Origin of the sequence: Alishewanella tabrizica (assembly GCF_014652375.1) — a bacterium.
GTDB classification, from domain to species: domain Bacteria; phylum Pseudomonadota; class Gammaproteobacteria; order Enterobacterales; family Alteromonadaceae; genus Alishewanella; species Alishewanella tabrizica.
This window is the reverse complement of the sequence record NZ_BMYR01000012.1, coordinates 113,739-140,504: the sequence shown is the minus strand read 5'-3', so window position 1 is coordinate 140,504 and position 26,766 is coordinate 113,739. Positions and strand designations below refer to the sequence as shown.

Here is a 26,766-nt window from a genome sequence, read left to right as displayed (position 1 = left end):
GGTTCGAAGTTAACGCAAATGCTAAGGCTCCGCGTAGCGGCTTAGTTCAACGCTTATTCGACGGAACTTTCCGTATTTAAACACGGACTTTTCCGTAATTGTAAATTTACTTTTTACTACATTAACCACAAAATTTCGTACAGACAATATCTTATTGAGATTAATTTTTAACAGGCGGCGACAAATACGGAAACATCCGTCTAACAAAGCACAACTTAACACCTTTGTTTAACTGGATAAATAAACAGCACTTATATTCCAAAAATCCACACAATTTTAGGTTGATGTAATAAGCTATTTTGAATTCTAGTATTTGGTATTAAGAAGAGATACAGCGGGGTAATGCCCCTCTGGCGCGTTTGCCAGAGGGGATAAACAGGGTGTTAGCTTAACTTGCTAAGGCTTGTTGCAGTTTTTTCATGGCATTTTTTTCTAACTGGCGTACACGCTCAGCAGAAACTTGATAACGCTCGGCTAACTCTTGTAGTGTGAGCTTTTGATTATCTAACCAACGTGCCCGTACGATGTCTTGGCTGCGATCGTCTAGTGTGCGCATAGCCGCTTGCAGACGATCTACTGCGGCAGTATCCCATTGATCATCGGCCACTTGCTCAGCTAAATCAGATGCTTTGTCTTCTAAGTAGTAAACCGGCGCGGTGTAAGCACTTTCTTCTTCGTCATCGGGTGCATCAAATGGCATATCATAATTGCTCATGCGCGATTCCATCTCACGCACTTCGTGCTCAGCTACACCTAAAGACTCTGCTACGTTTTTAACTTCTTCTTGGTTAAACCAACCTAAGTGTTTTTTGGCTTTACGTAAGTTAAAGAATAATTTGCGTTGTGCTTTGGTGGTGGCGATTTTTACTATGCGCCAGTTTTTTAACACATATTCGTGGATCTCGGCTTTTATCCAATGCACAGCAAAAGATACCAAGCGCACACCTACTGCGGGATCGAAGCGTTTTACCGCTTTCATTAGGCCTATGTTGCCTTCTTGGATTAAATCACTTACCGGTAAACCGTAGCCTGAATAGCTACGAGCAATGTGCACTACAAAGCGCAAATGCGACATAATTAATTGGCGAGCGGCTTCTAAATCGCCATCTTGCTGTAAACGTTCGGCTAGTTGGCGCTCTTCTTCTGCGCTTAACATAGCAATAGTACTTACGGCGTGAGTATAAGCCTCCAGACTACCGCTGGCTGCTACTGTAAGTGGCATATAAGCTGATTTTGTCATGGTGTTGCTCATCCTTTAATAACTCAATGCGACGATATTAGCACTCTTTGACTGAGAGTGCTAATAGTAGTTTCAGGATTTTTAAGATCTGGTTTTTATAAGAAATAACGTTTTGATAGTTTTAGGATCTATGGACCTGACGGTTCAATCGCTCTGATGTGCTTACGCACCGCCAGATAGGAACCTACCACACCTAATAGCACCGCTAGCGTAATTACGGCGCTAAACTCAATTAAGTTCATTGGCTGAATTTGAAAGTCGCTTTGATACAGGCTAGTAATATCACTGATGGCACCGCGTAACCACCAAAGCAACCCTTCCGATACGAGAAACGCCAATACCCCACCTAATATTCCGTACCAAAATCCCGTATATAAAAAGGGTCGCTGGATAAAGGCATCGGTGGCCCCCACTAATTTCATCACCTCAATTTCTTCGCGTTTACTAATAATAGATAACCGAATGGTATTACTGACAATAAACAATACCGCACTGATTAACAGTAACCCAATAGCGATAACCGCTTGTTGTAATAGGCGCACAACCGCTTCTAACCGGGTTAACCATTCTAAGTCGAGTTTGGCAAATTCAACGATACGCTCGTTACTCAGTTGTTGCATTAACGCACGGGCCGCAGCAGGGTCGGTATTGTTGGGTAGCACCACCAATACATCGGGTAACGGATTATCGGTTAAATAATTTAAGGCAGCACCAAAGCCAGAGGCTTCTTGAAATTCTGCCATGGCTTGTGCTTTGCTAATATGCGTTACACTGGCCACTTGGCTATCGGCACTTAAAATGGTTACCAAGCTTTTAATTTGTTGATCGGTGGCATTATCGCGAATAAATAGATTTATTTCGGCAGCTTTGGCAAAGCCTCCCCCAATTTGCTGGGCGTTTTTGACTAATAAATGCAAGGTAGCAGGTAACGTTAAGCTTAAACCTAACACTAAAATGGTGAGAAACGACGCCATAGGGGTTCGCCATAATTCCCCCAAACTGGCAATGGCTTGACGGAAATGGTGGACGAAGAACATCAAAAACCGTCTTACTGCACCAATTTTATTGGCCCGCGCGCCACTGGCTCGCCCACTAAACAGGATACTCATATTGGCTCCTGTAATGGCATAAGGCCATCATTGATCATCCTGCCGTGTTTTAATGTTAGCGTGCGATAACGCATACGTGCTATTAGGCCTAAATCATGGGTTGCCACTAATACCGACACCCCCACTTGGTTAAAGGCTTCAAACACTTGCATAATATCGCGTGATAACTCGGGATCCAGATTGCCAGTGGGCTCATCGGCTAACAATAATGGCGGTTTATTTACTACTGCGCGCGCAATCCCTACCCGCTGTTGTTCTCCGCCCGACAAGGTCTCAGGCAAACAACGTTGTTTATCCAGCAAATTTACTTTATCTAAGGCGGCGTGGACGCGTTTTACCATTTCTTTACCGGTAAAGCCCTCAATAACTAACGGTAACGCCACGTTATCAAAAACCGTATGGTTCATCAGTAAGCGATGGTTTTGAAAAATAATCCCTACGTCGCGCCGCACATAAGGCACTTGGCTGCGCTTTAGCCGGCTGAGATCAATATTATTGATCATCACGCGGCCGGTGCTGGGGCGTTCAATCATGCTAATTAATTTTAAAATGGTGCTTTTACCGGCACCCGAATGACCGGTCAGAAATACCATCTCGCCTTTGGCGATACGAAAATTAATGCGCTCCAGTGCAACAAAGCCACCGGGATAACTTTTACTGACCTGGTCAAACTGCAACATGCAGATTATTCCTTATTAAACAACGCTCGAATAAAGTCTTTCGCGGCAAATTGCCGTAAATCGTCGATGGCTTCGCCTACGCCGATAAAGCGGATGGGCACGTTAAACTGATCAGCAATGGCAAAAATAACCCCGCCTTTGGCCGTACCATCTAACTTGGTTAAACTAATACCGGTAAGGGGAACGGCTTCGTTAAACAGTTTGGCTTGGCTTAATGCGTTTTGGCCAGTACCTGCGTCGAGTGTTAACATCACTTCATGCGGGGCCTTGGCATCAATTTTTTGTAATACCCGCACAATCTTTTTCAGTTCTTCCATCAGGTGGGCTTTATTTTGTAAGCGCCCAGCGGTGTCAGCGATTAAGATATCGACCTTACGGGCTTTTGCGGCTTGGTAAGCATCGAAGATGACCGAGGCACTGTCGGCACCGGTGTGCTGCGCAATCACAGGGATCTTGTTACGATCGCCCCATACTTGTAATTGCTCTACAGCTGCCGCACGAAACGTATCGCCCGCCGCTAACATAACGCTTTTGCCTTGTTGTTTAAATTGCTGCGCCATTTTGCCAATGGTGGTGGTTTTACCCACGCCGTTAACGCCTACCATTAAAATAACAAAGGGCCCATCGCTGTTAACAGGAACAAGTGGCTGTTCTACGGCGTCTAACATCGTTGCCATATCGTGTTGTAGCTTTTCGAATAACAAACTGGGATCTTTTAATGCTTTACGATCGGCATGCGCGGTTAATTGCTTGATCAGCTTTTGTGTGGTGTCCATGCCCACATCAGCCAGCAGTAACTGTGTTTCGAGTTCTTCATATAAGTCATCATCAATCTTTTTACCAACAAACAGCGACGCTAAACCGGATCCTAAATTTTGGCTGGTCTTGGCTAAGCCTTGCTTTAACCGTGTAAAAAAACCGGGCTTTTTTTGCGGTGTTATTGTGATGGATTCAGGCTGTTCAGTTTGTGTGGATACTGCGGCAGCAGTAGCGTTTTCACTGGATATTTCAGATACTGGCTCAGGCGTGTTGGCTAATACCGCTGCAGTAAGCGGCTGTGGCACCGTATTCGGTTCCGCCTGTTCTGCTACCGCTGAGTGCGCTACAGGCACGGGGGTGGCAGTATCAGGCGCTGCGGTATTTTCGCCAAGCACTGGGCTCTCGCTTTTTGAGCTCTCGATCATAACAGTGCTATCGCTTGCCGCTTCAGACTGTGTCTCGGCGACAGGGCTAACTTGCGTATCGGTTTCTGGTGTCTGGGCGTCTTGGTTTTTTTTACCAAAACCCAGCCAAGAGAACAGTTTATTTTGTTTTGTCATAGGCTTTTGTGTCAGAGTTTGCAAACTAGGATAAAATTAGCCTTATACTAACACCTTTATCATGCAGGCAAAAAGTAATAGATGAAACAACCTAAAACCCGGACATCGTCGTCGGCTCAACCTGGCTTTGTAAGAATTATCAGTGGCAAGTGGCGCGGAAAACGTTTACCGGTTGCCGATGCAATAGGGCTTAGACCCACAACTGATCGGGTAAAAGAAACCGTGTTTAATTGGTTAATGCACGACACCGCCCACAGCACCGTATTAGATTGTTTTGCAGGCAGTGGCAGTTTGGGCATTGAGGCCCTGTCGCGTTATGCCGATTTTGTGACCTTGGTGGAAAAAGCCCCCCAGTTAGCTAAACCCTTACAACACCATTTACAACAATTAAAAGCCGACAATGCAGAAGTGATTACACAAGATTGTCTACTGTTTTTGCAGCAACCAGCTAAACGGCAATACAGTATTGTGTTTATTGATCCGCCGTTTCGACAGCAGCTTGCACTACCCTGCTGCAACGCGTTAGAGCAGCAAGGTTGGTTGAGTAATAACGCCTTAATTTATCTCGAAACCGAGAAAGAACTGGCGTTAACCAATATGCCCAGCAATTGGCAGTTGTTAAAAGAAAACATTGCGGGGCAATTAGCTTATCGCTTATGGCTGCGCCATGCATAGCCTGCGCATAGGGTACAGCCGTTTACAACGTTACTGATCGAGGCTAGGCGCCACAAATACTGGCAATTCCATTGCTAAATTGGTTAAGCCTTGCTCTTTTACCCAGGCTTTTAATTGTTGCATTTGTTCACGGCCGACCGGATGCATAGGCTTCACTAGCTCAATCAGTTCTGCTAGGCAGTCCATCTCGTAATGCATTAAAGGATCGTCGCGCACCACTTTTTTCAGTTCTGCTTCGGTGGTGATATCCAACTCTGCGGCGTTGTGCTCAATTAAGCGCGCGACCGTTGCTTGTGAAATCTTGGCGACATTTAAAAATTCGGCCGGATCTTGCTGGCTAATGCCATTTAACATCATATCTAGGGCTGTGGCACAATCTACCGCGGGATACACCCCAAACATATCAAACTGGTTTACCTCTGGTGTCACTAACTCAAGCTCTTCAGCGAGTTTTTCAAAGTTAATTTTAACTTTTTTGACCGTTAACCATTCCCAACATAAATCGAGAATATTGCGCAGTAATTTACTGTCGCCAAACTGGCTTACTTCGGCAAACAGTTGATAATTGGGTAACATGCGTTCCATTAAGGTGGCTGCAATAGCGGCTTGCTGATGCAATGTGAGTTCACGCATTAACTGAAAATTGTTGGCTTTTTGTTTCATAAACATCCTGCTGGTGTAGCAGCCACATGGCTGGCGTACCGCTTACGTTGGTACTGTAGCTATATTTAACCACAGTTACACTAAAGCACACATCACTTTCCAGTGAACAATTACAGCAAACAAGGTGTATGATACAAGCGTGAGCAGCGCTAAGCGCTTAAAACAACGAACTTATAGCGTAGTTTGACGGTCTAAGGATGGTATCAGGCCGCATAAACAAACGCATTGTGACGACGTGCTAGCATCAGATTCTCACGTTTGCGGCTGATCGTTTTAAAATTGTCGGCAGTAAAAACGATTAACAGTGTTTTTAAAGGCAGGTGTATATGAATAAGCCCTTTTTATCTCGTATGTGGCGTGGTGTAGCGGTACTCAGTTGTGCATTGTGGTTAAATGCGTGCGCCTTTGGGCCTCAGGTACGCAGTGATTTAGCGCCCGACACTAACTTAGCCAGTTATCAAACTTTCGGCTTTATGAACGAGCTGGCAACCGATCGTCAAGGCTATACGTCGTTGGTTACCCAGCATCTTAAAGCCGCCGTTACGGCAGAAATGACTGCGCGTGGTTATCGCTATTCTGAGCAAGAGCCACAATTACTGATTAATTTTAATTCTAATGTAGAACAACGTGCCGATATCCGCACCACCACATCTTCTACTATGCCCATTTATGGCTATTACCATTATCGTCGCGGTTTTTATCATCCCTTTGCTTATCATCAGCAAGAGGTTGAAACCATTCGCTATAAGGTGGGTACCGTTAATATTGATGTGGTAGACGCCGCACGCCAACAATTAGTGTGGGAAGGTATTGCTGAAGGGGTATTAAACCAAAAAGCCGTTGAGCAGCCGCGTGAAGCGATGGCCAACGTGGTAAATCGTATCTTTGAACGCTATCCGGTAAGTCGCCGTTAAGCACACCTAAAAGTGTACACCCAAAAGTGTTCACTCAAAAAGTGTACGCTTAAAAATCTTCACCTAAAATTTAGGCGCCTTAAAGGCGCCTGATGTTATTTTGGGTCTAAACTTTTGGATATCCACTTTGGGGTGTAAACGCCCAAAAACCGTGTACCTGCTTTACTTCCCCGCCTTGGTGTTGATTGTTGCTTTAGCGGCCAGCTCTGCCACTTGCTGTTTTAAGGCGGTGCAATCTGCCTTGGCATCTAATTGCTGAATTGATAAGGTTAAATCAGCCACTTTAATCCCAAATTTATGCATACTGGTGCGATTAATTAAATTCTGCTTATCGACTAAATATAACCAATCTTTTACCGTAACATCTAAGGTTGAGCCATCGTAAGGGATGCGCAGTACATACTGCCAATATAAGGCATTCCCCGATAATTGGCCTTGCGCCTCACCCACAACATCATCTGCAGTACCGGTAATTTTGCCGTCTGCCCCTTGCTGCAAACGCCAATGCCGCTGTTCAACTCGGCCATCGCTAAAATAAAACACTTCGTACAAATTACCTTGATCGCCTTGCCACTCACCACACAGATCTGCCGTAAAACGCAACGTTTGTTTGCCGCGCCAATCTTGCAATACGCCATAGGCTTTGCCTGAGCCAGCAAAAAACTCTTTTAACGACAATACCGGCGTTTCTGCTTGGTAATCTTGTACCGATTGACTGCACCCCACTAACAGGGCACAGGCTGCAACACTTAACATTCGCATACTTTTCTCCATTTTGCGCTTAGTGGTGAATACGAGAGCAGAAGCGCTCTGGCTCACTATCGTCTTACCTGGGCTTATGGCAAACTAGCACGGTTTACTGTGTTTACTACCGAGACGCTTATGTTACCTGCTACCCCTGCGGCATTTTCCTCATTAATGGCACATTTTTATGAACACGGCTGGGCATTAATGCCGCACTTTATTCCCTCTAGCTTAAACCAAGCCCTGCTAGAAGATGCGAAACAACAAGCCTTACAACCGGCAGGAGTGGGTCGTCAGCATGCCCATGCGGTTAATGCACAGATCCGGCGAGATCATACAGCGTGGTTAACGGGTAGCACCTTGCCACAACAACACTATGTTGCCTTAATGGCGCAATTGCAACAGGCGTTTAATCAACAGTTTTACATGGGGCTGTTCGATTTTGAATGCCACTATGCTCGCTATAGCAAAGGTGATTTTTATCAAAAACATGTTGATGCGTTTAAAGGCCGTTCTAACCGCGTACTGACAACCGTAAACTACCTTAATACAGTAAGTAGCGGCGGTGAGCTGCAATTATATGATGAAGCAGATCAGTTACTGACCAGCATTATGCCCACCGCAGGCAGTTTAGTGGTATTTGAGAGTGAACGCTTTCCGCATCAAGTCTTACCGGCTGTCGATGAACGTTACAGTATTGCCGGGTGGTTTCGGCGCAATAACAGCGTAAATGGCTTAGTCGATCCGGGTCAATAGGCGCAGTTGCGTACCGGCTATTACGTTATGTTGTTCAAACCAGCCACGGGGCATTTCTAGCGCGGCAATTACCGCAATATCGGACGAAATGGGCGTTTCGTCAAAAGGTTCCAACGGCTTGATAACATGAATTTTCCAATCGCCATCAATAAAGGCAACATCTAAAGGCATGCTGGTATTGCGCATCCATAAACTAATTGGCTCCGGCTGCCGATAGACCAATAACATGCCCGGCTCGGCTTTCTCTTGAAACATTAAGCCTCTGGCGCGCAGTTCGGGGGTAGCGGCCAGTTGCACCGGTATGGTGAAATCGGCAACCTGTAATTCAGCTATGGGAAACGTGGGCGCCGCCGTAACAGACGCACAACTGGTTAACACCCAAAAAACGGCAATAAGCCATGCTCTCATTACTGTACTCCTACACTTATAAATAGTCCTACAAAGAGGAGTAAACCCACGTAGTGATTGTGTAAAAAGGCCTTAAAAGCGCCTTCTCGACTGTGATATGCCAAGTAATGTTGATAGGCAAATGCAGGCACACACAACACTAAAGCAGCATAAAATGGCCACGATAATACGGTGATTGTTGCGATCCAATACAACAAACCTAGAAACACACTTTGTAATAGCGCAATTATCGGCTGCGCTAATTTGCCAAATAAAATTGCTGTCGACTTAATCCCTGCGTGGACATCATCGGGTCGATCAACAAGTGCATAAAAGGTGTCGTATGCCACAGTCCAGCACAAATTTGCTAAATATAACCACCAGGCATAAGCCGGGATCTCGCCTTGCAGCGCCATAAACGCCATAGGTATGCCCCAACTATAGGCCGCGCCTAATACCACTTGAGGTAAATGCGTATAGCGTTTCATAAACGGATAACTACTGGCTAAAACCACCGCCACCAAGGCCAGTAACTGAGTTTGCGTATTTAAAAACACCAGTAAAAGTGCAGCAAGCGTCAATAGCAACACAAAAAGTTGCAAGGCTTCACGCGCCGACACATCCCCAGTGGCTAACGGCCGTTGCTTGGTTCGTTCTACCTTGCCATCAACATGACGATCGGCAAAATCATTAATCACACAGCCTGCCGAGCGCATTAGGATCACGCCAAGGGTAAACACACACCAGATCCCAAAATCAGGAATACCTGCTTGTGCCAGCCACAGCGCCCACCAGGTTGGCCAAAGCAATAAATAAATCCCTATCGGTTTATCTAAGCGCATCAGTTGCCAATAAAAGTGACGCTGCTGCCAACGTAAAGACCATGTCATAATGCAAATACTCCAGGCAAAAACACTTCAGCAACCAGTAAAGGGTGTGTGGCGACCGTAAAGACCGAGCGTCTAGCCCAATGTGTTCCTGATGGCACCACAGACGATGCCGCAACCGTTATTTGGGCCAGTTCTATTGGGCTTCTTGTTACATCATCAAATTGAAACAAGAACTCGCCCAGCGGCTGTTCGCCCAACGCAGCGAGCTGTTGTAGCTGCGATATACTGCTGGCTGGTAGCCAGCTTTGTGCATACACTGCAGGAAAATCGTTGCACCACATCAACACTTCGCGTCTGATACAGTGTTGATGATGCGGTAGGCTACCGTGTAAAAACGTTGGCAAAGGTGCTGCGGTTTCGCCAAGCAATTGCAAGCGAAACGACGCGCTGTGGGCTTTCAGCCGGGCGGTGAGTGACGCCGGTTCTAGCAACCATGGCTGCAATGCCACAGGCATATTTTCGGTTTCAGCCGATCGCCACGTTGCCTCTAAAGATAAAACAGCAGTCATTATTACGCTAAAGTATCGTTAAAAAGTTGCCGCATCATAACAAGGGCATAAATATTTTTCAGCTGTAATTAGGGCAATCTTAATAACTGCTGATATTATAACCTTACATGCTTTCGTATTTAGCTAAAGGATACACTTTGTGAAACAATTCAACATGATTTTGGCGGGTATGTTATTTGCGTTTTCGCTTTTCTCTCAGGTACATGCCCAAGAGCAGTCACCTGCCGAGGTAGTGTATTATGGTTTTGATCCTGATATTGTGACGAATTACGTGGCTGAGAATCGTCGTACCTTGGGCTATGTCAGAGTATCGGTAGAATTGATGTTGCCCAATAAAGAAATGCTTAAAACCATCGAGTATCATGAGCCGATGATTCTAGATACGATTATTGGCATTTTAAGCAAACAACCCGAGCAAAAAATAAAATCACTCACCGGCCGTGAAGAAGTTAGGCTGCAAATTCTGGAGCAGTTAAAAGAAGTGCTTAAACGTGAAACCGGCCAACCCATGATTCAAGATGTGCTGTTTACCAAATATTTGTATCAATAGCGTTTGAAGCCTAGGGTTATAGTCGTCGCTTTCATAAATGGCAGCCCCTGCGCGCGTCTCATATAGACAATCGCGCAGGGCCTAACAATTGCGTGCTTTACTGGCCTAAATGACTGGTCCGCATAACGTGTGCAGGTAATAGCGCACTTAAAGGTTTGTCCGCGTTCTTCTACTCAGCCAAGCCCATCCTAGGCCACACAACAGCCCGCCCAGATGCGCCCAATTGGCCATATTGATCCAGAGCACATCCATAAAACCAAGCGCAAGCCATAACACCATAAACGCCGCTAAACCGTTGGTTACTGGGTACTGCTCAGTGTTATTTAGCTTATCCTGTAACCAGCAATAACCAAATAACGCATAGACTACGCCCGACAAGCCACCAAAATTTGGACCGTTTAATGCCAGCTCCAATCCATTAGAGATAACAGCGCTACTAACAGCAAGTTGGAGCAAATTAACACTACTACTGTACTGCTCAATTTTTTGTCCCAACAACACCCACCAACACAGATTAAACACCAAATGTGTTAACGAAAAGTGCAGTAATATCGGCGTGATCCATCGCCAAACTTGTGCAGGTTGGTGTAATTGCAGCGCAGCATTTGCCCCGTTAAAGTCAATTTGTTGCCAAAGATAAACCGCCAACGTTAGCAGTAAGAGTGCCGCAGTCAGCGGGGTTTGCCACAGGGCACTTAGACTAAAACGACGGCTCCCAGTAGGTAACGCCACACTATGACTTTGCTGCCACGCAGCCGCTTGATAGCGTGGATGCGTAGGTTCACGTAAAAATTCGGCTAATAAAGGCTCAATATGTTCAAGCTGCTCAGCCGGCGCCAGCAACGACGTCGTGTGTCCTTGTGGCTGCACCTGCACGGTTAATCCTTGGGTTTGGCAATAATCAGCAAACAAGTGCGCCGCAGACATGGAGGTAAACTCAACGAATTTACGCAGATTTTGCGCTGTCATTCTTCGCTATCGTTTGCGGTTACGAAGGGTTCTTGACCACGCCAGCTTTCAAAACCACCGTCCATGCTATACACCTGTTCATAACCTTGTTGTGCTAAATAGCTGGCGGCACCTTGGCTAGAATTGCCGTGGTAACACACCACCACCACCGGCTGGCTGAAATCATGCTCGCGCATAAATTGTCCCAAACTGGTATTGGTTAAATGAAATGCCCCAACCATATGGCCATTGGCAAAGCTTTGCTCGTCTCGAATGTCGGCGACAGCCGCGTTATTGGCGATAAGTTGTTTAGCCTGTGCTATCGAAATTCGTTGAAAATCGCTCATTTACATCTCCCAGTACAAAGTAATTTATCATACCCCAGCCTATCGCAAATATCAGCAGCCGTTTTACACAAAGCGCTAGACAGATGATTAAAATATCGTTAACAATATGCATAATTTTATGATGGAGCGAATTATGACCCTACTTATTATCCTGGCACTGATAGCAGGTGCGGTGTTTTACGTCATCAGTATTTTTAACCAGTTAGTGAAACTCAGAAACCGGTTTCAAAATGCATTTGCCCAAATCGAAGTGCAGTTAAAACGCCGTTATGATCTGATCCCTAATTTGGTAGAAACCGCCAAAGCCTATATGCAGCACGAACGTGAAACCTTAGAAGCGGTGATCCGGGCGCGTAATGATGCCTTAGCAGGGCTGAAAGTGGCAGCGAATAATCCAGGCGATGCGGGTGCGATTAACCAGTTAGCGACGGCAGAAGGTGCATTACAAGGGGCGATGAGCCGCTTTAATATGGTGATGGAAGCTTATCCTGATCTTAAAGCTAATCAAAATATGATGCAGTTATCAGAAGAACTTACCAGCACCGAAAATCGTATTGCGTTTGCCAGACAAGCCTTTAATGACGCCGTAACGTCTTACAATAGTTATAAACAAAGCTTCCCGCCGATGTTTTTTGCTGCCAGTTTTGGTCATGCCGACGATGCTAAGTTGTTGGAATTTGCCGATACTGCACAAATTCAGCATGCTCCCAAAGTCAGTTTTTAAGCAGTTCGTTTTTAGCACTACGTTTTAGAACTATGTTTTTTAGCGCGGATTAAACACTAACCGCGCTGATTAAATACCCAGTGCATTAGGCTTAACCGCCTCACTTAGCAGATGCAGTAAAAGGTAATGTTGAGCACATGGCTACCGATTTTTTTCAGCAACAAGATTTAGCCAGACGCAATACCAAAATATTAGTATTGCTGTTTTTATTGGCGGTGTTATCGCTGATTGCATTAACGAATATCTTAGTGATGTTTGGCTTTGGCTTTTTTCAGGGTCAGTTGCAGCCAACCTTATCTTGGGAAATTATCACTATTATTAGTTTAGTGGTGATCACAGTGGTTGGTTTAGCCATTGTGGCCAAATGGCAACAGCTCAAGCTAGGTGGCCGGACTGTAGCGCAGGCGCTAGGTGGAGAGCGCGTTACCGCCGACAGCCAAGATCCGTTAAAACGCCGTTTATTAAATGTGGTTGAAGAAATGGCGTTAGCGGCTAATTTGCCTGTGCCGCCTGTTTACCTATTGCCCGAACGCGGCATAAATGCTTTTGCCGCGGGTTACAGCCCCGCAGATGCCGTTATTGGTGTAACACAAGGCTGCATAGAACAACTAAACCGCGACGAGCTACAAGGCGTTATTGCGCATGAGTTTAGCCATATTTTAAATGGCGATATGCGGATGAACATCCGTTTAATTGCTATTTTAAACGGCATTTTATTTATTGGGCATATTGGCTATTATCTGCTGCGCGCCGGTCGTGGTAGCCGAATTGGTATCTCTAGCCGAAATCGCAATGAAGGTACGGCTGGTATTATGCTGCTAGGTGTTGGGCTCGTTATTATTGGTTACTTAGGGTCGTTTTTTGGCAATTTAATCAAAGCGGCGGTAAGTCGACAACGCGAATACTTAGCCGATGCCTCTGCTGTGCAATTTAGTCGCAATCCTCGGGGTATTGCCGGCGCCTTAAAACGCATTGGGGGCTATGAAAGCCGCTCGCGTATTCGCCACGGCAATGCCGATGAAATGAGCCATCTATTTTTTGGCGAGGCCATTAGCCGTTGGGCCGCTATTTTTGCTACTCATCCGCCTTTGGATAAACGCATTCGTCGGGTAGATCCAAGTTGGAATGGGCGCTTTGCTACGCCAGTACCGATCCAACACGTCAGCCCGGCGCAAGCCGCCGAGCAACCGCAAGAAAGACAGCGCCGCGCCATGCTGGCGATGATCCCCATGCTGTTGTCGCAAAGTAGCCATCAACCGTTATCTGCTCAAGCCATCGTGTGTGCCATGCTATTACACACTGATTCGTCAAACCGTCACGCAACGCCGGCTTTTACTGAGCAATTACGTTTGATTAAAGACATTAGCGGCATGCCGTTACTTAACCAAGTGGATCAATTGTCTGACGCGGTACAGCGCCTCCCGTTAGCTCAGCAGGTGCAATTACTGCAGATGGCCGTGCCGGCATTAAAGCAACTTACCGAAACCGACTTTTACCACTTTTCGCAATTAATCAATAAACTGGCTGGCGACACACCCGACTTGCGGCAATGGCTGGGATTAAGTTTTATTAAACATGTGGTCGCCAGCCATTTTGATAGCAAACACGTGATCCGTCGTTCTCAGTTGAAAACGCTGCCAGAACTTTTGCCACACGTATTACCGTTGTTAAGCGCGGTTGCCGATTGCGCCGGCGACCCTGACGCTGTAAATACCGCTTGGCAAGCGGTGCTAAAGCAATTAGCCCTCCCGGCTGATCAGGCTAAACCTCTCGTGGTGTTTAACCAATTAGATGACGCGCTACTCCCCTTATTACATGCCTCCCCTGCCGTTAAGCAGCATATATGGCAAGCTATTCAAGTGGCGATTGCCGCAGATAAACACCGCAGTGAAGCCGAACTTGGCTTACAGAACCTGTTAGCGCTGCTGCTAGAACTGCCCGTACCACTTACCGCTGAATTTGATTAATTCCTCGCTTATCCCCTAGCGTTTGTGTGTGGCATAGCTTGTTGCCTCGTGAACACGTGATACATTGGTATTTTCCTATCAGATTAACCAACAAGGCTTTAGCCGCGCGCTTGGCTAAGGTAGAATAGCGGTTTACATTTACCTTGGGAAAAATGCCATGTCTGAAACTCAATTATTCTTGTTGTACGATCCGTCGTTCGACGAAATGGATGCAGAAGGCTGCCCAGGTTTTGGCTATGTATTACTGTTCTCAGCAGATGATGTAGAACAATTTGAACCGGGTGAGAACCCGCATTGTGCTGCGGTATCCATGTTGTTTACTGATCATGCCGATGGCAGTATAAGCGGCGATTTATTAGGCTGGGCGCATTTAGACGCTGACATTTTTCAGCAATATCCGTTAGGGGATTTTTTAACACTGATGGAGCAAGCGGCTCAGGTAGCCATTAATGCTTACCGGCAAGTGGGCCAGGTGCCTGATAAACTGGTTGCCATGAATTTGCCAGACGATGAACTGCTGCAATTTGATGTGCAATTTAATGATTTGCAACTTAGCGAACAGCAAACCGAACAGCAATTAGCTCAACAGCTAATGTTGGGTCGGCCTTATCTCGATTCATAATCTCAGATCAACACCACCAGCGGAGTAGGTAGTATGGTTAAAGCGATAAATATGGCCCTGATTGAGCATGCATTACAAGGCTTTACCATTCCACCGCAACCGCAAGTGTTACGGCATATACAGCAGCAACTAAATAGCGCCGAGCCTGATTTAAATCGTATTGCCTCGTTAATTGCGTTAGATATTGGTACCGCAGGCTTCACGTTAAAAGTGGTCAATTCGGCATTCTTTGGCTTACGCAATAAAATAACCTCGGTAGAGCAAGCGTGTCGTTACTTAGGCCTTAACCGCGTTGTGTCACTCGCGCGCAGTGTGTTACTGCGCTTTACTTTAGAAGACGGCAGAGAAGACAGCTTTAGCAAAAAACTCTGGACGAACGCGCTACATACGGCCAATTTAGCCATGACACTGGCTAAACAACTTAACTTTGATCAACAATTTCAAGATGATTGCTACTCGTTAGGCTTATTTCGAAACGCCGGCATGGCCTTGATAAGCCAACAAAGTAACCAGTATCCCGCCATTATGCAGCGAGGGTTACTTGAGCAGCACAGCGCCGGCGCGATTGAAGAACCCTTATTTCATACCAGTCACGAAGTATTAGGCTATTTAGTGGCGGAATCATGGGGCCTTACCGATACGCTCTGTAATGTTATTGCCTATCATCATAGCCCTACGTTGTTATTAGCTACCGACAATATCGATGAACATCAACGCTTTGCAGTATTAAAAATCGCTGAGTATTTAAGCGGCGAAAGTAGACAACTGTTTGGCATTAATGTTGATCCAGAGTGGCAACAACATCAAATGAGCATTCTAGAAGTGCTGGAATTGGAGCCATTACAATTACCTGAACTTGCAGAATTAATGCATCGGCACGATCTGCGAACCATTTATAGCGTATAACGTGCCGTCGAACCTAATTGCATGGCTGCCATCTCGTGAACGCAGCCGCATTTTCCATTCAATTAACGTAGCCATCCCTTATGCCGCACAAAAAAGTTAATTTACCCGAAAAAATCTGCCAAGTGTGCGGCTTGGCGTTTAGCTGGCGCAAAAAGTGGGAGCGCAATTGGGATGAAGTACGCTATTGCTCCGAGCGCTGTCGCCGGCAACGCCAAAGTAACTCGTTAAACCACCAGAAAGATACCCGTTAAATGCAAATTGTATTAGCCCCAATGGAGGGCGTAGTTGATCATCTGATGCGCGAGATGCTAACGCAGATTGGCGGCTATGATTTGTGTATTACTGAATTTGTACGCGTGGTAGACCAAAAACTGCCAGCCCGCGTGTTTACTCGCCTTTGCCCAGAATTACTGCAAGGGGGTAAAACGCGCGCCGGTACGCCGGTACGGGTGCAATTATTGGGGCAAGAGCCCCACTGGCTGGCCGAGAATGCGGCACGGGCGGTAGAGCTTGGCTCTCCGGGCGTGGATCTCAACTTTGGCTGTCCGGCTAAGGCGGTTAATAAAAGCCGCGGCGGTGCTGTACTGTTAAAAGAAACTAATACGCTCTATCACATTGTCAAAGCCGTGCGCGATGCGGTACCCGCACAATTTCCAGTGAGTGCGAAAATTCGTCTTGGCTATGATGATACCAGCTTGGCTATAGCGAATGCACAGGCTATCGCTGAAGCGGGTGCCAGCAGTTTGGCTATTCATGCCCGCACCAAAAGTGATGGCTATCGGCCACCGGCTTACTGGCCTTGGATTGCCAAAATTAAGCAACAGGTTAAGATACCGCTTATCGCTAACGGCGAGATTTGGAATGCCGAGCACGCCCTATTATGTCAGCAACAAAGTGCGTGCAGCGATATTATGCTGGGGCGTGGCGCCCTAGCAATGCCCAATTTAGCACAACATATTCGCAACCACGCTGCCCCGCTGCCATGGCCAGAAGTACTTACATTACTAATGCAGTATTCAGAATTTGAAATTGCCGGCGATAAAGGCAAATACTATGCGAATCGAGTGAAGCAGTGGTTTAGTTATTTAAAACTGCAATACCCCGAGGCACAGCAATTATTTAGCCAGCTGCGCTTACTCACCAAAAGCCAGGATATCCTTAACTTACTTGAACAACAGCGCTGCATTAAATAGAAAAAGGGATCAACGCAGGCTGAATCATCACTTGAGAGACCAAATTAAAATACCGGCTATGATATATAGGCTTACCAACATGGGGCAACAGCTTAACCAGCCGACAACGTAACCGCGCTATGAGCCAAAGGCTTTAATTGCCAGCAAGAAAACGGCGTGGCGGACGTTTCTAAGCAATAATCTCGCATTTCAACTAACGCCCTCTTGTCGCTACTGTAAAAACTGCCTACATTAAGCATAAGAATGCCCCGCTGTAGAGCTCTGATGATGTCTTTTTTATTCTTACCGCTGCAAAGCAGAGTCCAGACACTAATTTGGCAACTTAGCGCTGCATGTCATTCTTTTCCGCGACTCGCACAGCGTTATGCGACGGAACGGCTTAAGCTGGATTAATAATGAGACTCATAAAATCGATTCTAGCCATCTTTTTTAGCTGCGTGATTACTTCTGTATACGCTAATACAAGCAGTATTTCAGAACAACTCCAAGCGCTCGATGAACTACGTCTGAAAGATAGGATTGTATTTAGTGATCGCCTTGCTTCATTGAAGAACAGCCTAATTGATGAGCCAATTGAGCAGGATGACAAGCATAAACTTGCATTATTATCCGCTTGGGATCTGGTATCAAAAGGTGATTTCAATCAAGCACTCAAGCTTGCGGAAGAAATTGAACAGCAAGCTAGTGAACAACTCGCCATAAGAGCGACCAGTTTGATTGTGAATATTCACACTCTCAGCTTTAAGTATACCGACGCCTTTGCTAGCGTTGAAAAACTGATCAACTATGCTTCATCAGTAAATGATGAGCAGCTTTACTATCAGATTATGGGGCCAGTTATTTTGCTTTACAGCAAAATTGAACGTTATAAGCAAATCCAACAATTAATTGGCAATGGTTTAACGCTTACTCGCAACAAAACCCTGCGCTGTCGTCTCGAATCACTAGGATTGCCAAGCCTTTATCACTCAACCTCTTTCAGTATTTACCAAGAAAAATTCAATGAAGTCAATCTGTTGTGTGAACTAGCAGCAGAGGCCATGTTTAATTTGCTAAATATTCGCAACCATATGTTTTATTTAGTTGAGCAACAACAAGCTGCTACTGCACTGACGTTTTATCAGCAATATTATCCGCAGGTTGAACAGATTGATTATCCGATTTTAACGGCAGGTTTTAACGTCGCTGCCGCAAAAGCACTGTTACAACAAGGCCAGCTTATTGCTGCTAATAAGCTGGCAAGGCAAGCTGAGCAGATTTTACCAAATGATCGTAATGATCCAGCCGTGCTAAGCACTTACCAGGTGCTTACTCTGATTGCGCAAGCAGAACGCAATTTTGAGAATTTATTGCGTTATAGTGAAAAACGCCGTGATACTGAGCTCGCGATTGCCACAGAAAAAGCCTCTCAACAACTAGCCTACCAATTAGTCAGTAGTAAGGCACAGTTAAAAGAACAACGTATTCAGTTACTGGATAAAGATAATGCACTGCTAACACTGGAACGTAATTTATATCAGCAGCAGGCAGATAACCGTTACCTGTTATTATTGCTTATCAGCAGTTTAAGCTTAGTGTTGGTTGCACTAACCTACCGCGGTATGACCCGTAGTAAGCGTTATCGCAAAATGGCGGAATTTGACCAACTTACCGGAATAAGCAATCGGCACCATTTTTTTCAGCAAGCTAAAATTGCCACCCACTATTGCCAACAAAATCAACGGCCATTGTCAGTAATTTTATTCGATTTGGATCACTTTAAGCAGATTAACGATACCTGTGGTCACGCGATTGGAGACTGGGCTTTACAGCAGGTGGTGGCAACATGCCGCAACTTTATGCGCAACAGTGATATTTTTGGGCGGCTTGGCGGCGAAGAGTTTGCGATTGTTTTACCTGATTGCACTGCCTATAAAGCCGAAATGCTTGCTGAGATTTGTCGCGAGGCTATCGCGGCGATAGAGACAAGTCAGTTACCATCAGGGCTAACACTGTCTGCCAGTTTTGGCATTAGCGAGGCCGCTCAATCGGGATATGATATTAATGTGCTATTGGACATCGCCGATAAAGCGCTTTACCACGTTAAACGTAATGGACGAAATCAAGTGTATGTCAGTAAAAAGCAATAAGTGAAAGTCAGGTCAAGTCAGGTTTCATTAACAGTACCCGAACCATTTACGCTAACAAGATGAAACATCATAGATATCACTTAGTATTTCACCTAGCGTAATGGGATTACGCTAGGTGATTACCTATATCACCCCCTAAAGGATGATAAGACTTAAATGTGATAGGCTTAAGACCAGTTTAGGATCACTTTACCAGATTGGCCTGAGCACATGATCTCAAAGCCTTCTTTGTAGTTTTCCATTGGCATTTCGTGGGTAATGATTGGCGTTAAATCTAAGCCAGATTGAATTAAACTGGCCATTTTGTACCAGGTTTCAAACATTTCGCGACCATAAATACCCTTGATCACCAACCCTTTGAAAATCACTTTATTCCAATCGATTGCCATCGTCGAAGGTGGAATACCCAGCATGGCAATTTTACCGCCATGGTTCATGGTATCCAACATACTGTTAAACGCCGTTGGCACGCCGGACATTTCTAAACCAACATCAAAACCTTCTGTCATGCCCAATTCCTGCATCACGTCTTTCAGGTTTTGTTTACTGACATCTACCGCCCGCGTTGCGCCCATTTTTAGCGCCAGCGCCAGCCGGTAAGGGTTAACGTCAGTCACGACCACATGCCGAGCACCAACATGACGTGCCACCGCGGCGGCCATAATACCGATAGGGCCAGCACCTGTGATCAGTACGTCTTCACCCACTAAATCGAACGATAAAGCGGTGTGCACCGCATTCCCAAAAGGATCGAAAATAGCCGCAATATTATCCGGGATATTGTCGGGTAATTTAAAGGCGTTAAACGCTGGAATAACCAGATATTCGGCAAAAGAGCCGGTACGGTTAACACCAACACCAATGGTATTTCGACACAAATGCACCCGACCGGCACGACAATTACGGCAATAACCGCAGGTGATATGCCCTTCACCAGAAACGCGATCGCCAATGCTAAAGCCACGCACTTCCGATCCCATGCCTTCCACTATACCCACATATTCATGACCTACCACCATGCCATGTGGAATGGTGTTTTGTGCCCACTCATCCCATTTATATATGTGCACGTCGGTACCACAAATGGCGGTTTTTTTAATCCGAATTAATACATCATTTGGTCCAACTTCAGGTTTTTCGACGTCAGTTTGCCAAATGCCCGGTTCTGCTTTTAATTTTGCTAATGCTTTCATTTTACGCCCCGCCCTATGCGATCACGCCCATGTCTTTACCAATTCGGATAAAGGCATCAATTGCCTTATCCAATTGCGCTTGTGTATGTGCTGCTGAAATTTGCGTTCGAATACGCGCTTGACCTTTAGGCACCACCGGAAACGAGAAGCCCACCACATAAATGCCTTCGGCCAACATGCGTTTAGCCATTTCAGCGGCAACTTTCGCATCGCCTAACATCACCGGAATAATGGCATGATCTTTACCCGCTAAGGTAAAACCGGCAGCCGTCATACGTTCACGGAAATAATTGGCGTTTTGCCATAGTGCTGCGCGTAACGCGTCACCTTGTTCTAGCATCTCTAAAACGGTAATAGAGGCTGTTACAATTGATGGTGCTAACGAATTAGAAAACAAATAAGGACGTGAGCGCTGGCGAAGCCATTCGATAATTTCTTTTTTACCAGACGTATAACCGCCTGACGCACCGCCTAACGCTTTACCTAAGGTACCGGTAATAATATCGACGCGATCTAACACATCACAATATTCGTGAGTACCACGCCCTGTTTTACCCACAAATCCTACCGCGTGGCTGTCATCAACCATGACCATCGCATTGTATTTGTCGGCTAAATCACAAATCGTTTTTAGGTCGGCAATCACTCCATCCATTGAAAACACGCCGTCAGTCGCAATGAGTTTAAACCGCGCACCATCGGCATCGGCTTGTTGTAACTGCGCCTCTAACTCGGCCATATTGTTATTGGCATAACGATAGCGCTTGGCTTTACATAACCGAACCCCGTCGATGATTGAGGCATGATTTAAAGCATCCGAGATCACGGCATCTTCTGCCCCTAAGATCGTTTCAAACAAACCGCCGTTGGCATCAAAACAGGATGAGTACAAAATGGTATCTTCAGTGCCTAAAAAGGTACTGATTTTCGCTTCTAGCGTTTTGTGAATGTCTTGCGTGCCGCAAATAAAACGCACAGACGCGACCCCAAAACCATGGCTGGCTAAGCCCGCTTGTGCTGCGGCAATTAACTTAGGATGATTCGCTAAGCCTAAATAATTGTTGGCACAAAAATTTAAGACTTGCTGCGATCCCACAGTAACATCAGCTTGCTGTTGTGAAGTGATTATACGTTCTGCTTTGTACAGACCTTCTGCTTTCACCTCTTCGATTTGTTGTTGTAGATGGTGCAGAAAAGCGCCATTGCGCATAAAGCCTCCTCTGGCAATGTAGGCAGGTTATTTCAATAGTGTTGATTTGACGCCCTATTGTACTTTTTACCGGGCATCACTGCAGTGATTATACCGAAGAAAGCCAGGGCATGCCTGGCTCGAGTGTAAACAAATGGCTACAAATCGACTGCGCTAGTATCGGATCCAGCTAACTCTGTGTAGTGTTGTTGTAGGGTATTAATATCCGGCAACGCCTCAGGTGTGGCATAAGGTTTAAACAGTAATAACACTTTAAGCACCCCACGGTACAGATTGGCTTTATTGATAACCGCATCGGGCGCTTGGGTCTTTAAATAGCTGATCCAGAAGGTGACTAACAACTTGATATTGTGTGCAACATCTCGAATATCATTATCGTCAATTTTGATCACTCCGGCGGCTTTTAACGCTTTAATAACCGACATGACACGACCCAGCACCCCTTGCTGCACCTGTAAGTAATCCTGCTGCAATGCGGGATCCCGCGCCAAAATATCAGGCAAGTTGGCGTAAAAAAACTGAAAACGCCACATTAGCTCAAACACGGCATCTAAATAATCCGTTAACGCATCCAGTGCTTGTGAACTGTGCGCAGGCGGCTTTATTCGGGTGTCGAGCAGCTTGGCGTATTCGCGAAAAATTTGCCGTACGATGTCTTCTTTATTTCGGAAATGGTAATACAAATTGCCCGGGCTGATACCCAAGTGTGCCGCAATATGATTAGTTGTGACTTGGCGTTCGCCCACTTCATTAAACAAGGCAATACTGGCCTGTAATATGCGGTCTTTTGTTCTAAGCTTCTTTTCCATTGCGTTAAGCAGGCTTCTTTTATTAAACGGTGACTTTGCTATAGTAACGCCAAATTGCTTTAAAATACCAGATCACTGTCACACTCGGCAGACTAGGATACCCTTTTGATGAAAATTCGCGCAATATACCCAGGCACTTTTGATCCCTTAACCAATGGCCATGCCGACTTAGTGCTGCGCGCCGCGCGTTTATTTGATGCGGTTATCGTCGCGGTAGCGGCCAATCCCAGCAAGCAACCGTTATTTACGCTAGACGAACGAGTGGCATTAGCGAAACAAGCCTTTGTGGAGTGCCCGAATGTTAGTGTTATTGGCTTTTCAGGTTTACTCGCCAAATTTGGGCAAGAACAACAGGCTCAAGTATTGATCCGCGGTGTGCGCGCAGTGGCTGATTTTGAGTACGAATTTCAGCTCGCCAGTATGAACCGTTCGCTAAATCCAGAGCTAGACAGTATTTTTATGACGCCGTCAGAAAAAAATACGTTTATTTCATCTACTTTAGTAAAAGAAGTGTGTCGCCACGGTGGCGATGTTTCTAGCTTTGTTCCCGCACATGTGCAGCACGCCTTACAACAAAAATTAGGCATTAACTAACTGCGGTTTCTATAAACACCAACAAAAACGGCAGCCATCGCTGCCGTTTTTATTTACTCACCGGAAATGCGTTAGGCTTTTGCCGCTTCTTCCAATGCCGCTAACTTTTGCACTAACTTTTGCGTGTGTTGTAACGACATTAAGTGCGCGTAAATCGCGGTTAAATAACCTTGCTTACGTAAATCTAAAAACACCTCATCGCTCAGATCGTTCAGCTTTTGATCATCGACCATATGAATACCATTGATGTTACGCTTTTCACCGTCGATGGTCAGGGTTAATACTTGCTCTTTGATTAATCCAAGGCTTTTCAGCTTCTCAGTAAAGTTATGGGTGATTTGGCTAAAATCTACAAACTCGCCCATTTGTTGCTTACGTGCTGTTAAAAACTCGCTTTCGCTGCCGTCATCGTTAAATAACGCAAACCCTTCTGTCGTATTAACACGCTCTGAATTCTCGTCAATAGCAACGATTAAGCGATCACTACCTGGGGCATCTTGCACTAACACTAACGGATAGTTACGCAAAACACGCGGGATATACATGGCATCCCATTTATCTTCTTTGATAATTAAGTTTTGTTGTGCCGCTAACCCTAACAACGCGACGGGTTGAAAACGCTCGCCTGAGGGATCTTTTACAAACACAATGGGGAATTCAGCGCCAGCCACCACAAATTCATGCACAACAACAGGTAACATATGCTCATTCGCAATATGACTGAATGGACGCACATTATTGATTTTGGTTTTCGCATGCGTTTCTTTACTTAATCCAACAACTTTATTCTGTTCCATATACAACTCTGTTCTCTAGAGGTTAAAACGCCTACGACAAGCAGACGCGACAGTTAATATTTGATTGCATCAATCAGCCAAGTAACCCGAGAAAGCGCTTTTTCTCGAGCCGCCAGAACGCTGACTGTGCCATCACTTGTAGCATGTTATATCACAGCTTTGTTAAAGCAGTAAGATGCTATTTTGCGAATTCATAATAAGTAGGAGCACCAGGTCCAACAGGCAATCCGAGTAAGAATACCCAGACATAAAATAGCACCACCCAACCGACAAAAAACACCATGGTATAGGGCAACATCGTAGCGATTAAGGTGCCAATGCCCATATCTTTCTTATATCGAGACGCCACCGCTAAAATCAAGCCAAAATAGCTCATCATAGGGGTAATTAAGTTAGTAACCGAATCACCAATCCGATACGCCGCTTGAATAACCTCTGGCGAGTATCCGACAATCATTAACATCGGCACAAAGATAGGGGCAAAAATAGCCCATTGTGCGGATGCCGAACCCAACGACAGATTGACGATGGCACACATGGCAATAAAGAACACAAAGAGCTCTGGGCCAGTTAATCCTATTGTTTGTAATAAGGTTGCCCCTTTAACCGCTAAAATAGCCCCGAGGTTTGACCAACCAAAAAACGCTACAAACTGGGCCGCAAAAAACACTAATACAATGTACAACCCCATTGAACTCATGCTTTTTGCCATGGCATTAATCACATCACGATCGGTTTTCATCGTACCGACAATCCGACCATACACATAACCTGGAATACCAAAGGTGATAAAAATAAAGACCACAATGCCTTTTAAGAAAGGAGAGTCTTCCACTGCACCGGTTATAGGATGACGTAAGACACCATTTTCCGGCACGATACTAAGGGCCAATAAAATGCCCAAGGCTAAAAACGTTAACCCCGCGCCGATCAGTCCTTTTTTCTCAAGCGCGGTTAATGGATCCAGTTTTTGTTCACCCAAATCAACCGAGGCTTCACTGGCATGGTATTTACCCAGTTTAGGTTCAACGATTTTTTCGGTAACAAAAGCGCCCAAGGCTGCAATCACAAAGGTACTGGCAATCATAAAGAACCAGTTCGCTTCAGGACCAACCACATAGGTAGGATCAATCAGATTGGCTGCCGAGGTGGTAAAACCAGCCAATAATGGATCAACCGTACCAATAAACAAGTTAGCACTGTAACCACCAGAGACCCCAGCAAACGCAGCCGCTAATCCCGCCAGTGGATGGCGCCCCAACGAATAGAAAATTAATGCCGCCATCGGGATTAAAACCACATAGCCCAATTCAGACGCGGTATTAGAAATAATACCGGCAAACACAATAGTTACTGTAACCATGCGTTTTGAGGCATTCATCACTAAGCCCCGCATCGCTGCAGAGATTAAGCCCGAATGTTCGGCAACACTCACGCCTAACAGCGCCACTAACACCACACCTAAGGGCGCAAAACTGGTAAAGTTTGTGACTAAGTTAGAGACGATGCGTTGCAAGCCGTCAACCGTCATTAAGCTGACAACCTTAATGGTGCCATCTGCGGCACGGCCTGCGGTCCCCTCTGGACGTGGATCAATGGCACTAAAATCAAAATACGCGGCAATGCCACTGCCTAATACAACGGCTAACGCAAAGCAGGCAAACAAGGTAACGGGATGAGGCAGTAAGTTGCCTAAAAACTCTACAGTATCGAGAAAACGTGTAAACCAGCCACGTTTTTCAGCAGCGCCCTGCGGCGTTTTGCTGGAATGGGTCATTAAGTGTGTCCTCTTGGTATACAGCATAGGGCGATGTTATCGCCACTTTAAGCAGGCTTCATTATTCTCATTTTGGTGTTTACTGCGCATGACAGGTTGAAACAAGCACGGCACACACTGGCTGAAGCGCTGCCAGATAGGTAAAGGCGTAAATTTAACATACCGAACGCTAAGCGCAAAGTAGCAAACCGTTCAGCGGTTAGCTGGGCTAGATGGATACCCCCTATCCTTTAGCATGACAACTAGCACTAAAGTACCGTTGTGCTAAAAGCGTGACTTTCTTAGCATAGAACGAAGAATGATTAGCGTAGGATGGAAAATACCATGCGTATTGTGATTACCGGAGCAACAGGCGGGATTGGTTTTGCTATTGCAGAAACTTTTGCCAAACAAGGTCATGCTGTCGTATTAGCCGACTTAAACGAAAATGCCTTACAACAAAAGACTACAAGCTTAATCGCGCAAGGCTGGCAAGCTGATTACTGTGTACTGGATGTCACTAATCAACGTCAGATCGCTGACTGTGCTGCACGTTTTCCTGCGGATGTGTTAATTAATAATGCGGGCATTCAACATGTGGCGCGCTTAGAAGATTTTCCGCCCGAGCAATGGCAATTACTGCTAAATGTCATGCTGACCGGCCCAGCCATGCTAACGCGCGCGATGCTGCCGCTGATGCGCGAGCGCAATTATGGCCGTGTGATTAATATTGGTTCTATTCATGCGTTAGTCGCATCGCCCTTTAAATCGGCTTATGTAGCAGCAAAACATGGCTTGCTAGGCTTTAGTAAAGTTATAGCGCTGGAAAATGCCGATAAAAACTTTACGATCAATACCATTTGCCCTGCCTATGTAAAAACGCCCTTGGTGGAAAAGCAGATTGCCGCACAAGCGAAAGAACATAATCTCACTGAGCAACAAGTGATTGAACAAATTATGCTGGCACCCATGCCACAAAAAGCCTTTATCGATGTGAGTGAAATTGCTGAAACAGCGATTTTTTTGTGTCAGGACGCGGCCAAACACATTACCGCGCAAACCTTGGTGTTAGATGGCGGCTGGACAGCGCGTTAACGAAATCGCGTATTTTAGACAGCCTTGGCTATTCGAAAGC

At 45.7% G+C, this 26,766-nt stretch carries 29 protein-coding genes; 13 read left to right on the top strand and 16 right to left on the bottom strand.

Annotation, left to right across the window (positions count from 1 at the left end):
* Positions 1-388: 388 nt before the first annotated feature.
* From rpoH to ftsY, 4 genes are all read right to left on the bottom strand, one after another.
* Positions 389-1,240 carry an RNA polymerase sigma factor RpoH gene (rpoH, locus tag IE070_RS14385; RefSeq protein ID WP_189483889.1) on the bottom strand — a complete coding sequence of 284 codons (852 nt, stop codon included), beginning with the start codon at positions 1,238-1,240 and terminating at the stop codon, positions 389-391.
* A 128-nt stretch (positions 1,241-1,368) separates the two neighbouring features.
* Entirely contained in the window at positions 1,369-2,349 is a 981-nt protein-coding gene (gene ftsX, locus IE070_RS14380) for a permease-like cell division protein FtsX (RefSeq protein ID WP_189483888.1), read from the bottom strand.
* Complete coding sequence (gene ftsE, locus IE070_RS14375; RefSeq protein ID WP_189483887.1) at positions 2,346-3,029, bottom strand: cell division ATP-binding protein FtsE; 684 nt, start codon at positions 3,027-3,029, stop codon at positions 2,346-2,348. Before ftsE ends, ftsX begins: the two co-directional genes overlap by 4 nt.
* Before the next feature lie 5 nt (positions 3,030-3,034).
* On the bottom strand, positions 3,035-4,348 hold the full coding sequence (ftsY, locus tag IE070_RS14370; protein WP_189483886.1) for a signal recognition particle-docking protein FtsY: 1,314 nt from the start codon (positions 4,346-4,348) through the stop codon (positions 3,035-3,037).
* Between the two features lie 81 nt (positions 4,349-4,429).
* On the opposite strand from ftsY, the gene rsmD reads away from it, so the two are divergent.
* Positions 4,430-5,023 (top strand): 16S rRNA (guanine(966)-N(2))-methyltransferase RsmD, encoded by a 594-nt coding sequence (gene rsmD / locus IE070_RS14365; protein WP_189483885.1) that lies wholly within the window; start codon positions 4,430-4,432, stop codon positions 5,021-5,023.
* 30 nt (positions 5,024-5,053) lie between these two features.
* On the opposite strand, the gene IE070_RS14360 is transcribed toward rsmD, so the two are convergent.
* Positions 5,054-5,686, bottom strand: coding sequence for a YjaG family protein (locus IE070_RS14360; RefSeq protein WP_189483884.1), 633 nt, complete (start codon positions 5,684-5,686; stop codon positions 5,054-5,056).
* A 326-nt stretch (positions 5,687-6,012) separates the two neighbouring features.
* Between IE070_RS14360 and IE070_RS14355 the strand changes: the two genes are divergently transcribed.
* Positions 6,013-6,600: a DUF4136 domain-containing protein gene (locus IE070_RS14355; protein WP_189483883.1), complete on the top strand. Its 588-nt coding sequence runs from the start codon at positions 6,013-6,015 to the stop codon at positions 6,598-6,600.
* A 162-nt stretch (positions 6,601-6,762) separates the two neighbouring features.
* On the opposite strand, the gene IE070_RS14350 is transcribed toward IE070_RS14355, so the two are convergent.
* Positions 6,763-7,362, bottom strand: coding sequence for a DUF3833 domain-containing protein (locus IE070_RS14350; protein WP_189483882.1), 600 nt, complete (start codon positions 7,360-7,362; stop codon positions 6,763-6,765).
* Positions 7,363-7,482: 120 nt separating this feature from the next.
* On the opposite strand from IE070_RS14350, the gene IE070_RS14345 reads away from it, so the two are divergent.
* Positions 7,483-8,100, top strand: coding sequence for a 2OG-Fe(II) oxygenase (locus tag IE070_RS14345; protein ID WP_189483881.1), 618 nt, complete (start codon positions 7,483-7,485; stop codon positions 8,098-8,100).
* Here the strand turns inward: IE070_RS14345 and IE070_RS14340 are convergent.
* From IE070_RS14340 to IE070_RS14330, 3 genes are read right to left on the bottom strand one after another with little or no spacing between them, the layout of a single operon-like run.
* On the bottom strand, positions 8,080-8,508 hold the full coding sequence (locus IE070_RS14340) for a DUF192 domain-containing protein (protein ID WP_189483880.1): 429 nt from the start codon (positions 8,506-8,508) through the stop codon (positions 8,080-8,082). The two genes, IE070_RS14345 and IE070_RS14340, sit on opposite strands and share 21 nt — an antisense overlap.
* A complete protein-coding gene (gene ubiA, locus IE070_RS14335) occupies positions 8,508-9,377 on the bottom strand; it encodes a 4-hydroxybenzoate octaprenyltransferase (protein ID WP_189483879.1) in 870 nt (289 codons plus the stop codon). The genes IE070_RS14340 and ubiA overlap by 1 nt, the downstream gene beginning before the upstream one ends.
* A complete protein-coding gene (locus IE070_RS14330) occupies positions 9,374-9,886 on the bottom strand; it encodes a chorismate--pyruvate lyase family protein (RefSeq protein WP_189483878.1) in 513 nt (170 codons plus the stop codon). The genes ubiA and IE070_RS14330 overlap by 4 nt, the downstream gene beginning before the upstream one ends.
* Positions 9,887-10,040: 154 nt before the next feature.
* Here IE070_RS14330 and IE070_RS14325 point away from each other — a divergent pair, with 154 nt between their 5' ends.
* Positions 10,041-10,436, top strand: coding sequence for a flagellar basal body-associated protein FliL (locus IE070_RS14325; protein ID WP_189483898.1), 396 nt, complete (start codon positions 10,041-10,043; stop codon positions 10,434-10,436).
* 147 nt (positions 10,437-10,583) lie between these two features.
* Here IE070_RS14325 and glpG read toward each other — a convergent pair whose 3' ends face one another.
* Positions 10,584-11,405, bottom strand: a complete 822-nt coding sequence (gene glpG / locus IE070_RS14320) for a rhomboid family intramembrane serine protease GlpG (protein WP_189483877.1) — start codon at positions 11,403-11,405, stop codon at positions 10,584-10,586.
* Positions 11,402-11,731, bottom strand: a complete 330-nt coding sequence (glpE, locus tag IE070_RS14315) for a thiosulfate sulfurtransferase GlpE (RefSeq protein WP_189483876.1) — start codon at positions 11,729-11,731, stop codon at positions 11,402-11,404. Before glpE ends, glpG begins: the two co-directional genes overlap by 4 nt.
* Before the next feature lie 133 nt (positions 11,732-11,864).
* Here glpE and IE070_RS14310 point away from each other — a divergent pair, with 133 nt between their 5' ends.
* The 7 genes from IE070_RS14310 (at position 11,865) to IE070_RS16680 (ending at position 19,272) form a co-directional block, all read left to right on the top strand.
* Positions 11,865-12,455 carry a LemA family protein gene (locus IE070_RS14310; protein ID WP_189483875.1) on the top strand — a complete coding sequence of 197 codons (591 nt, stop codon included), beginning with the start codon at positions 11,865-11,867 and terminating at the stop codon, positions 12,453-12,455.
* Positions 12,456-12,592: 137 nt separating this feature from the next.
* Entirely contained in the window at positions 12,593-14,422 is a 1,830-nt protein-coding gene (locus IE070_RS14305; protein ID WP_189483874.1) for a M48 family metallopeptidase, read from the top strand.
* Positions 14,423-14,579: 157 nt separating this feature from the next.
* Positions 14,580-15,044: a hypothetical protein gene (locus IE070_RS14300; RefSeq protein ID WP_189483873.1), complete on the top strand. Its 465-nt coding sequence runs from the start codon at positions 14,580-14,582 to the stop codon at positions 15,042-15,044.
* 33 nt (positions 15,045-15,077) lie between these two features.
* Positions 15,078-15,950 (top strand): HDOD domain-containing protein, encoded by an 873-nt coding sequence (locus IE070_RS14295; RefSeq protein WP_189483872.1) that lies wholly within the window; start codon positions 15,078-15,080, stop codon positions 15,948-15,950.
* 80 nt (positions 15,951-16,030) lie between these two features.
* A complete protein-coding gene (locus IE070_RS14290) occupies positions 16,031-16,201 on the top strand; it encodes a DUF2256 domain-containing protein (RefSeq protein WP_189483871.1) in 171 nt (56 codons plus the stop codon).
* Positions 16,202-17,143 (top strand): tRNA dihydrouridine(16) synthase DusC, encoded by a 942-nt coding sequence (gene dusC / locus IE070_RS14285; RefSeq protein WP_189483870.1) that lies wholly within the window; start codon positions 16,202-16,204, stop codon positions 17,141-17,143.
* A 395-nt stretch (positions 17,144-17,538) separates the two neighbouring features.
* Positions 17,539-19,272 carry a GGDEF domain-containing protein gene (locus tag IE070_RS16680; RefSeq protein ID WP_229797077.1) on the top strand — a complete coding sequence of 578 codons (1,734 nt, stop codon included), beginning with the start codon at positions 17,539-17,541 and terminating at the stop codon, positions 19,270-19,272.
* A gap of 167 nt (positions 19,273-19,439) precedes the next feature.
* On the opposite strand, the gene tdh is transcribed toward IE070_RS16680, so the two are convergent.
* The 3 genes from tdh to IE070_RS14265 all read right to left on the bottom strand — a co-directional run bounded on the left by tdh (position 19,440) and on the right by IE070_RS14265 (position 22,484).
* Entirely contained in the window at positions 19,440-20,465 is a 1,026-nt protein-coding gene (tdh, locus tag IE070_RS14275; protein ID WP_189483869.1) for an L-threonine 3-dehydrogenase, read from the bottom strand.
* 13 nt (positions 20,466-20,478) lie between these two features.
* Positions 20,479-21,675 carry a glycine C-acetyltransferase gene (locus IE070_RS14270; RefSeq protein ID WP_189483868.1) on the bottom strand — a complete coding sequence of 399 codons (1,197 nt, stop codon included), beginning with the start codon at positions 21,673-21,675 and terminating at the stop codon, positions 20,479-20,481.
* 137 nt (positions 21,676-21,812) lie between these two features.
* The gene (locus IE070_RS14265; protein ID WP_189483867.1) at positions 21,813-22,484 is read right to left on the bottom strand and encodes a TetR/AcrR family transcriptional regulator; all 672 of its coding nucleotides are present in this window, start codon (positions 22,482-22,484) and stop codon (positions 21,813-21,815) included.
* A 108-nt stretch (positions 22,485-22,592) separates the two neighbouring features.
* Here IE070_RS14265 and coaD point away from each other — a divergent pair, with 108 nt between their 5' ends.
* Positions 22,593-23,078, top strand: a complete 486-nt coding sequence (gene coaD / locus IE070_RS14260) for a pantetheine-phosphate adenylyltransferase (RefSeq protein ID WP_189483896.1) — start codon at positions 22,593-22,595, stop codon at positions 23,076-23,078.
* A 71-nt stretch (positions 23,079-23,149) separates the two neighbouring features.
* Here the strand turns inward: coaD and IE070_RS14255 are convergent, their stop codons facing one another.
* Positions 23,150-23,875: a SapC family protein gene (locus IE070_RS14255; protein WP_189483866.1), complete on the bottom strand. Its 726-nt coding sequence runs from the start codon at positions 23,873-23,875 to the stop codon at positions 23,150-23,152.
* Positions 23,876-24,053: 178 nt separating this feature from the next.
* Positions 24,054-25,652: an AbgT family transporter gene (locus IE070_RS14250; RefSeq protein ID WP_189483865.1), complete on the bottom strand. Its 1,599-nt coding sequence runs from the start codon at positions 25,650-25,652 to the stop codon at positions 24,054-24,056.
* Between the two features lie 324 nt (positions 25,653-25,976).
* Between IE070_RS14250 and IE070_RS14245 the strand changes: the two genes are divergently transcribed.
* Positions 25,977-26,726, top strand: a complete 750-nt coding sequence (locus IE070_RS14245) for a 3-hydroxybutyrate dehydrogenase (RefSeq protein ID WP_189483864.1) — start codon at positions 25,977-25,979, stop codon at positions 26,724-26,726.
* Positions 26,727-26,766 lie beyond the last annotated feature (40 nt).

Bases quoted from the DNA above. Each gene is read 5' to 3' on its own strand.
- IE070_RS14295 (WP_189483872.1), top strand. From the start codon at position 15,078: ATGGTTAAAGCGATAAATATGGCCCTGATTGAGCATGCATTACAAGGC.
- IE070_RS14255 (WP_189483866.1), bottom strand. From the start codon at position 23,875: ATGGAACAGAATAAAGTTGTTGGATTAAGTAAAGAAACGCATGCGAAA.
- IE070_RS14345 (WP_189483881.1), top strand. From the start codon at position 7,483: ATGTTACCTGCTACCCCTGCGGCATTTTCCTCATTAATGGCACATTTT.
- ftsE (WP_189483887.1), bottom strand. From the start codon at position 3,029: ATGTTGCAGTTTGACCAGGTCAGTAAAAGTTATCCCGGTGGCTTTGTT.
- IE070_RS14350 (WP_189483882.1), bottom strand. From the start codon at position 7,362: ATGCGAATGTTAAGTGTTGCAGCCTGTGCCCTGTTAGTGGGGTGCAGT.
- coaD (WP_189483896.1), top strand. From the start codon at position 22,593: ATGAAAATTCGCGCAATATACCCAGGCACTTTTGATCCCTTAACCAAT.
- IE070_RS14355 (WP_189483883.1), top strand. From the start codon at position 6,013: ATGAATAAGCCCTTTTTATCTCGTATGTGGCGTGGTGTAGCGGTACTC.
- IE070_RS14305 (WP_189483874.1), top strand. From the start codon at position 12,593: ATGGCTACCGATTTTTTTCAGCAACAAGATTTAGCCAGACGCAATACC.
- IE070_RS14360 (WP_189483884.1), bottom strand. From the start codon at position 5,686: ATGAAACAAAAAGCCAACAATTTTCAGTTAATGCGTGAACTCACATTG.
- IE070_RS14245 (WP_189483864.1), top strand. From the start codon at position 25,977: ATGCGTATTGTGATTACCGGAGCAACAGGCGGGATTGGTTTTGCTATT.
- ftsX (WP_189483888.1), bottom strand. From the start codon at position 2,349: ATGAGTATCCTGTTTAGTGGGCGAGCCAGTGGCGCGCGGGCCAATAAA.
- rsmD (WP_189483885.1), top strand. From the start codon at position 4,430: ATGAAACAACCTAAAACCCGGACATCGTCGTCGGCTCAACCTGGCTTT.
- rpoH (WP_189483889.1), bottom strand. From the start codon at position 1,240: ATGACAAAATCAGCTTATATGCCACTTACAGTAGCAGCCAGCGGTAGT.
- ubiA (WP_189483879.1), bottom strand. From the start codon at position 9,377: ATGACATGGTCTTTACGTTGGCAGCAGCGTCACTTTTATTGGCAACTG.
- glpG (WP_189483877.1), bottom strand. From the start codon at position 11,405: ATGACAGCGCAAAATCTGCGTAAATTCGTTGAGTTTACCTCCATGTCT.
- IE070_RS14270 (WP_189483868.1), bottom strand. From the start codon at position 21,675: ATGCGCAATGGCGCTTTTCTGCACCATCTACAACAACAAATCGAAGAG.
- IE070_RS14300 (WP_189483873.1), top strand. From the start codon at position 14,580: ATGTCTGAAACTCAATTATTCTTGTTGTACGATCCGTCGTTCGACGAA.
- dusC (WP_189483870.1), top strand. From the start codon at position 16,202: ATGCAAATTGTATTAGCCCCAATGGAGGGCGTAGTTGATCATCTGATG.
- IE070_RS14330 (WP_189483878.1), bottom strand. From the start codon at position 9,886: ATGACTGCTGTTTTATCTTTAGAGGCAACGTGGCGATCGGCTGAAACC.
- IE070_RS14250 (WP_189483865.1), bottom strand. From the start codon at position 25,652: ATGACCCATTCCAGCAAAACGCCGCAGGGCGCTGCTGAAAAACGTGGC.
- tdh (WP_189483869.1), bottom strand. From the start codon at position 20,465: ATGAAAGCATTAGCAAAATTAAAAGCAGAACCGGGCATTTGGCAAACT.
- IE070_RS14265 (WP_189483867.1), bottom strand. From the start codon at position 22,484: ATGGAAAAGAAGCTTAGAACAAAAGACCGCATATTACAGGCCAGTATT.
- IE070_RS16680 (WP_229797077.1), top strand. From the start codon at position 17,539: ATGAGACTCATAAAATCGATTCTAGCCATCTTTTTTAGCTGCGTGATT.
- IE070_RS14340 (WP_189483880.1), bottom strand. From the start codon at position 8,508: ATGAGAGCATGGCTTATTGCCGTTTTTTGGGTGTTAACCAGTTGTGCG.
- IE070_RS14290 (WP_189483871.1), top strand. From the start codon at position 16,031: ATGCCGCACAAAAAAGTTAATTTACCCGAAAAAATCTGCCAAGTGTGC.
- IE070_RS14325 (WP_189483898.1), top strand. From the start codon at position 10,041: ATGATTTTGGCGGGTATGTTATTTGCGTTTTCGCTTTTCTCTCAGGTA.
- ftsY (WP_189483886.1), bottom strand. From the start codon at position 4,348: ATGACAAAACAAAATAAACTGTTCTCTTGGCTGGGTTTTGGTAAAAAA.
- IE070_RS14310 (WP_189483875.1), top strand. From the start codon at position 11,865: ATGACCCTACTTATTATCCTGGCACTGATAGCAGGTGCGGTGTTTTAC.
- glpE (WP_189483876.1), bottom strand. From the start codon at position 11,731: ATGAGCGATTTTCAACGAATTTCGATAGCACAGGCTAAACAACTTATC.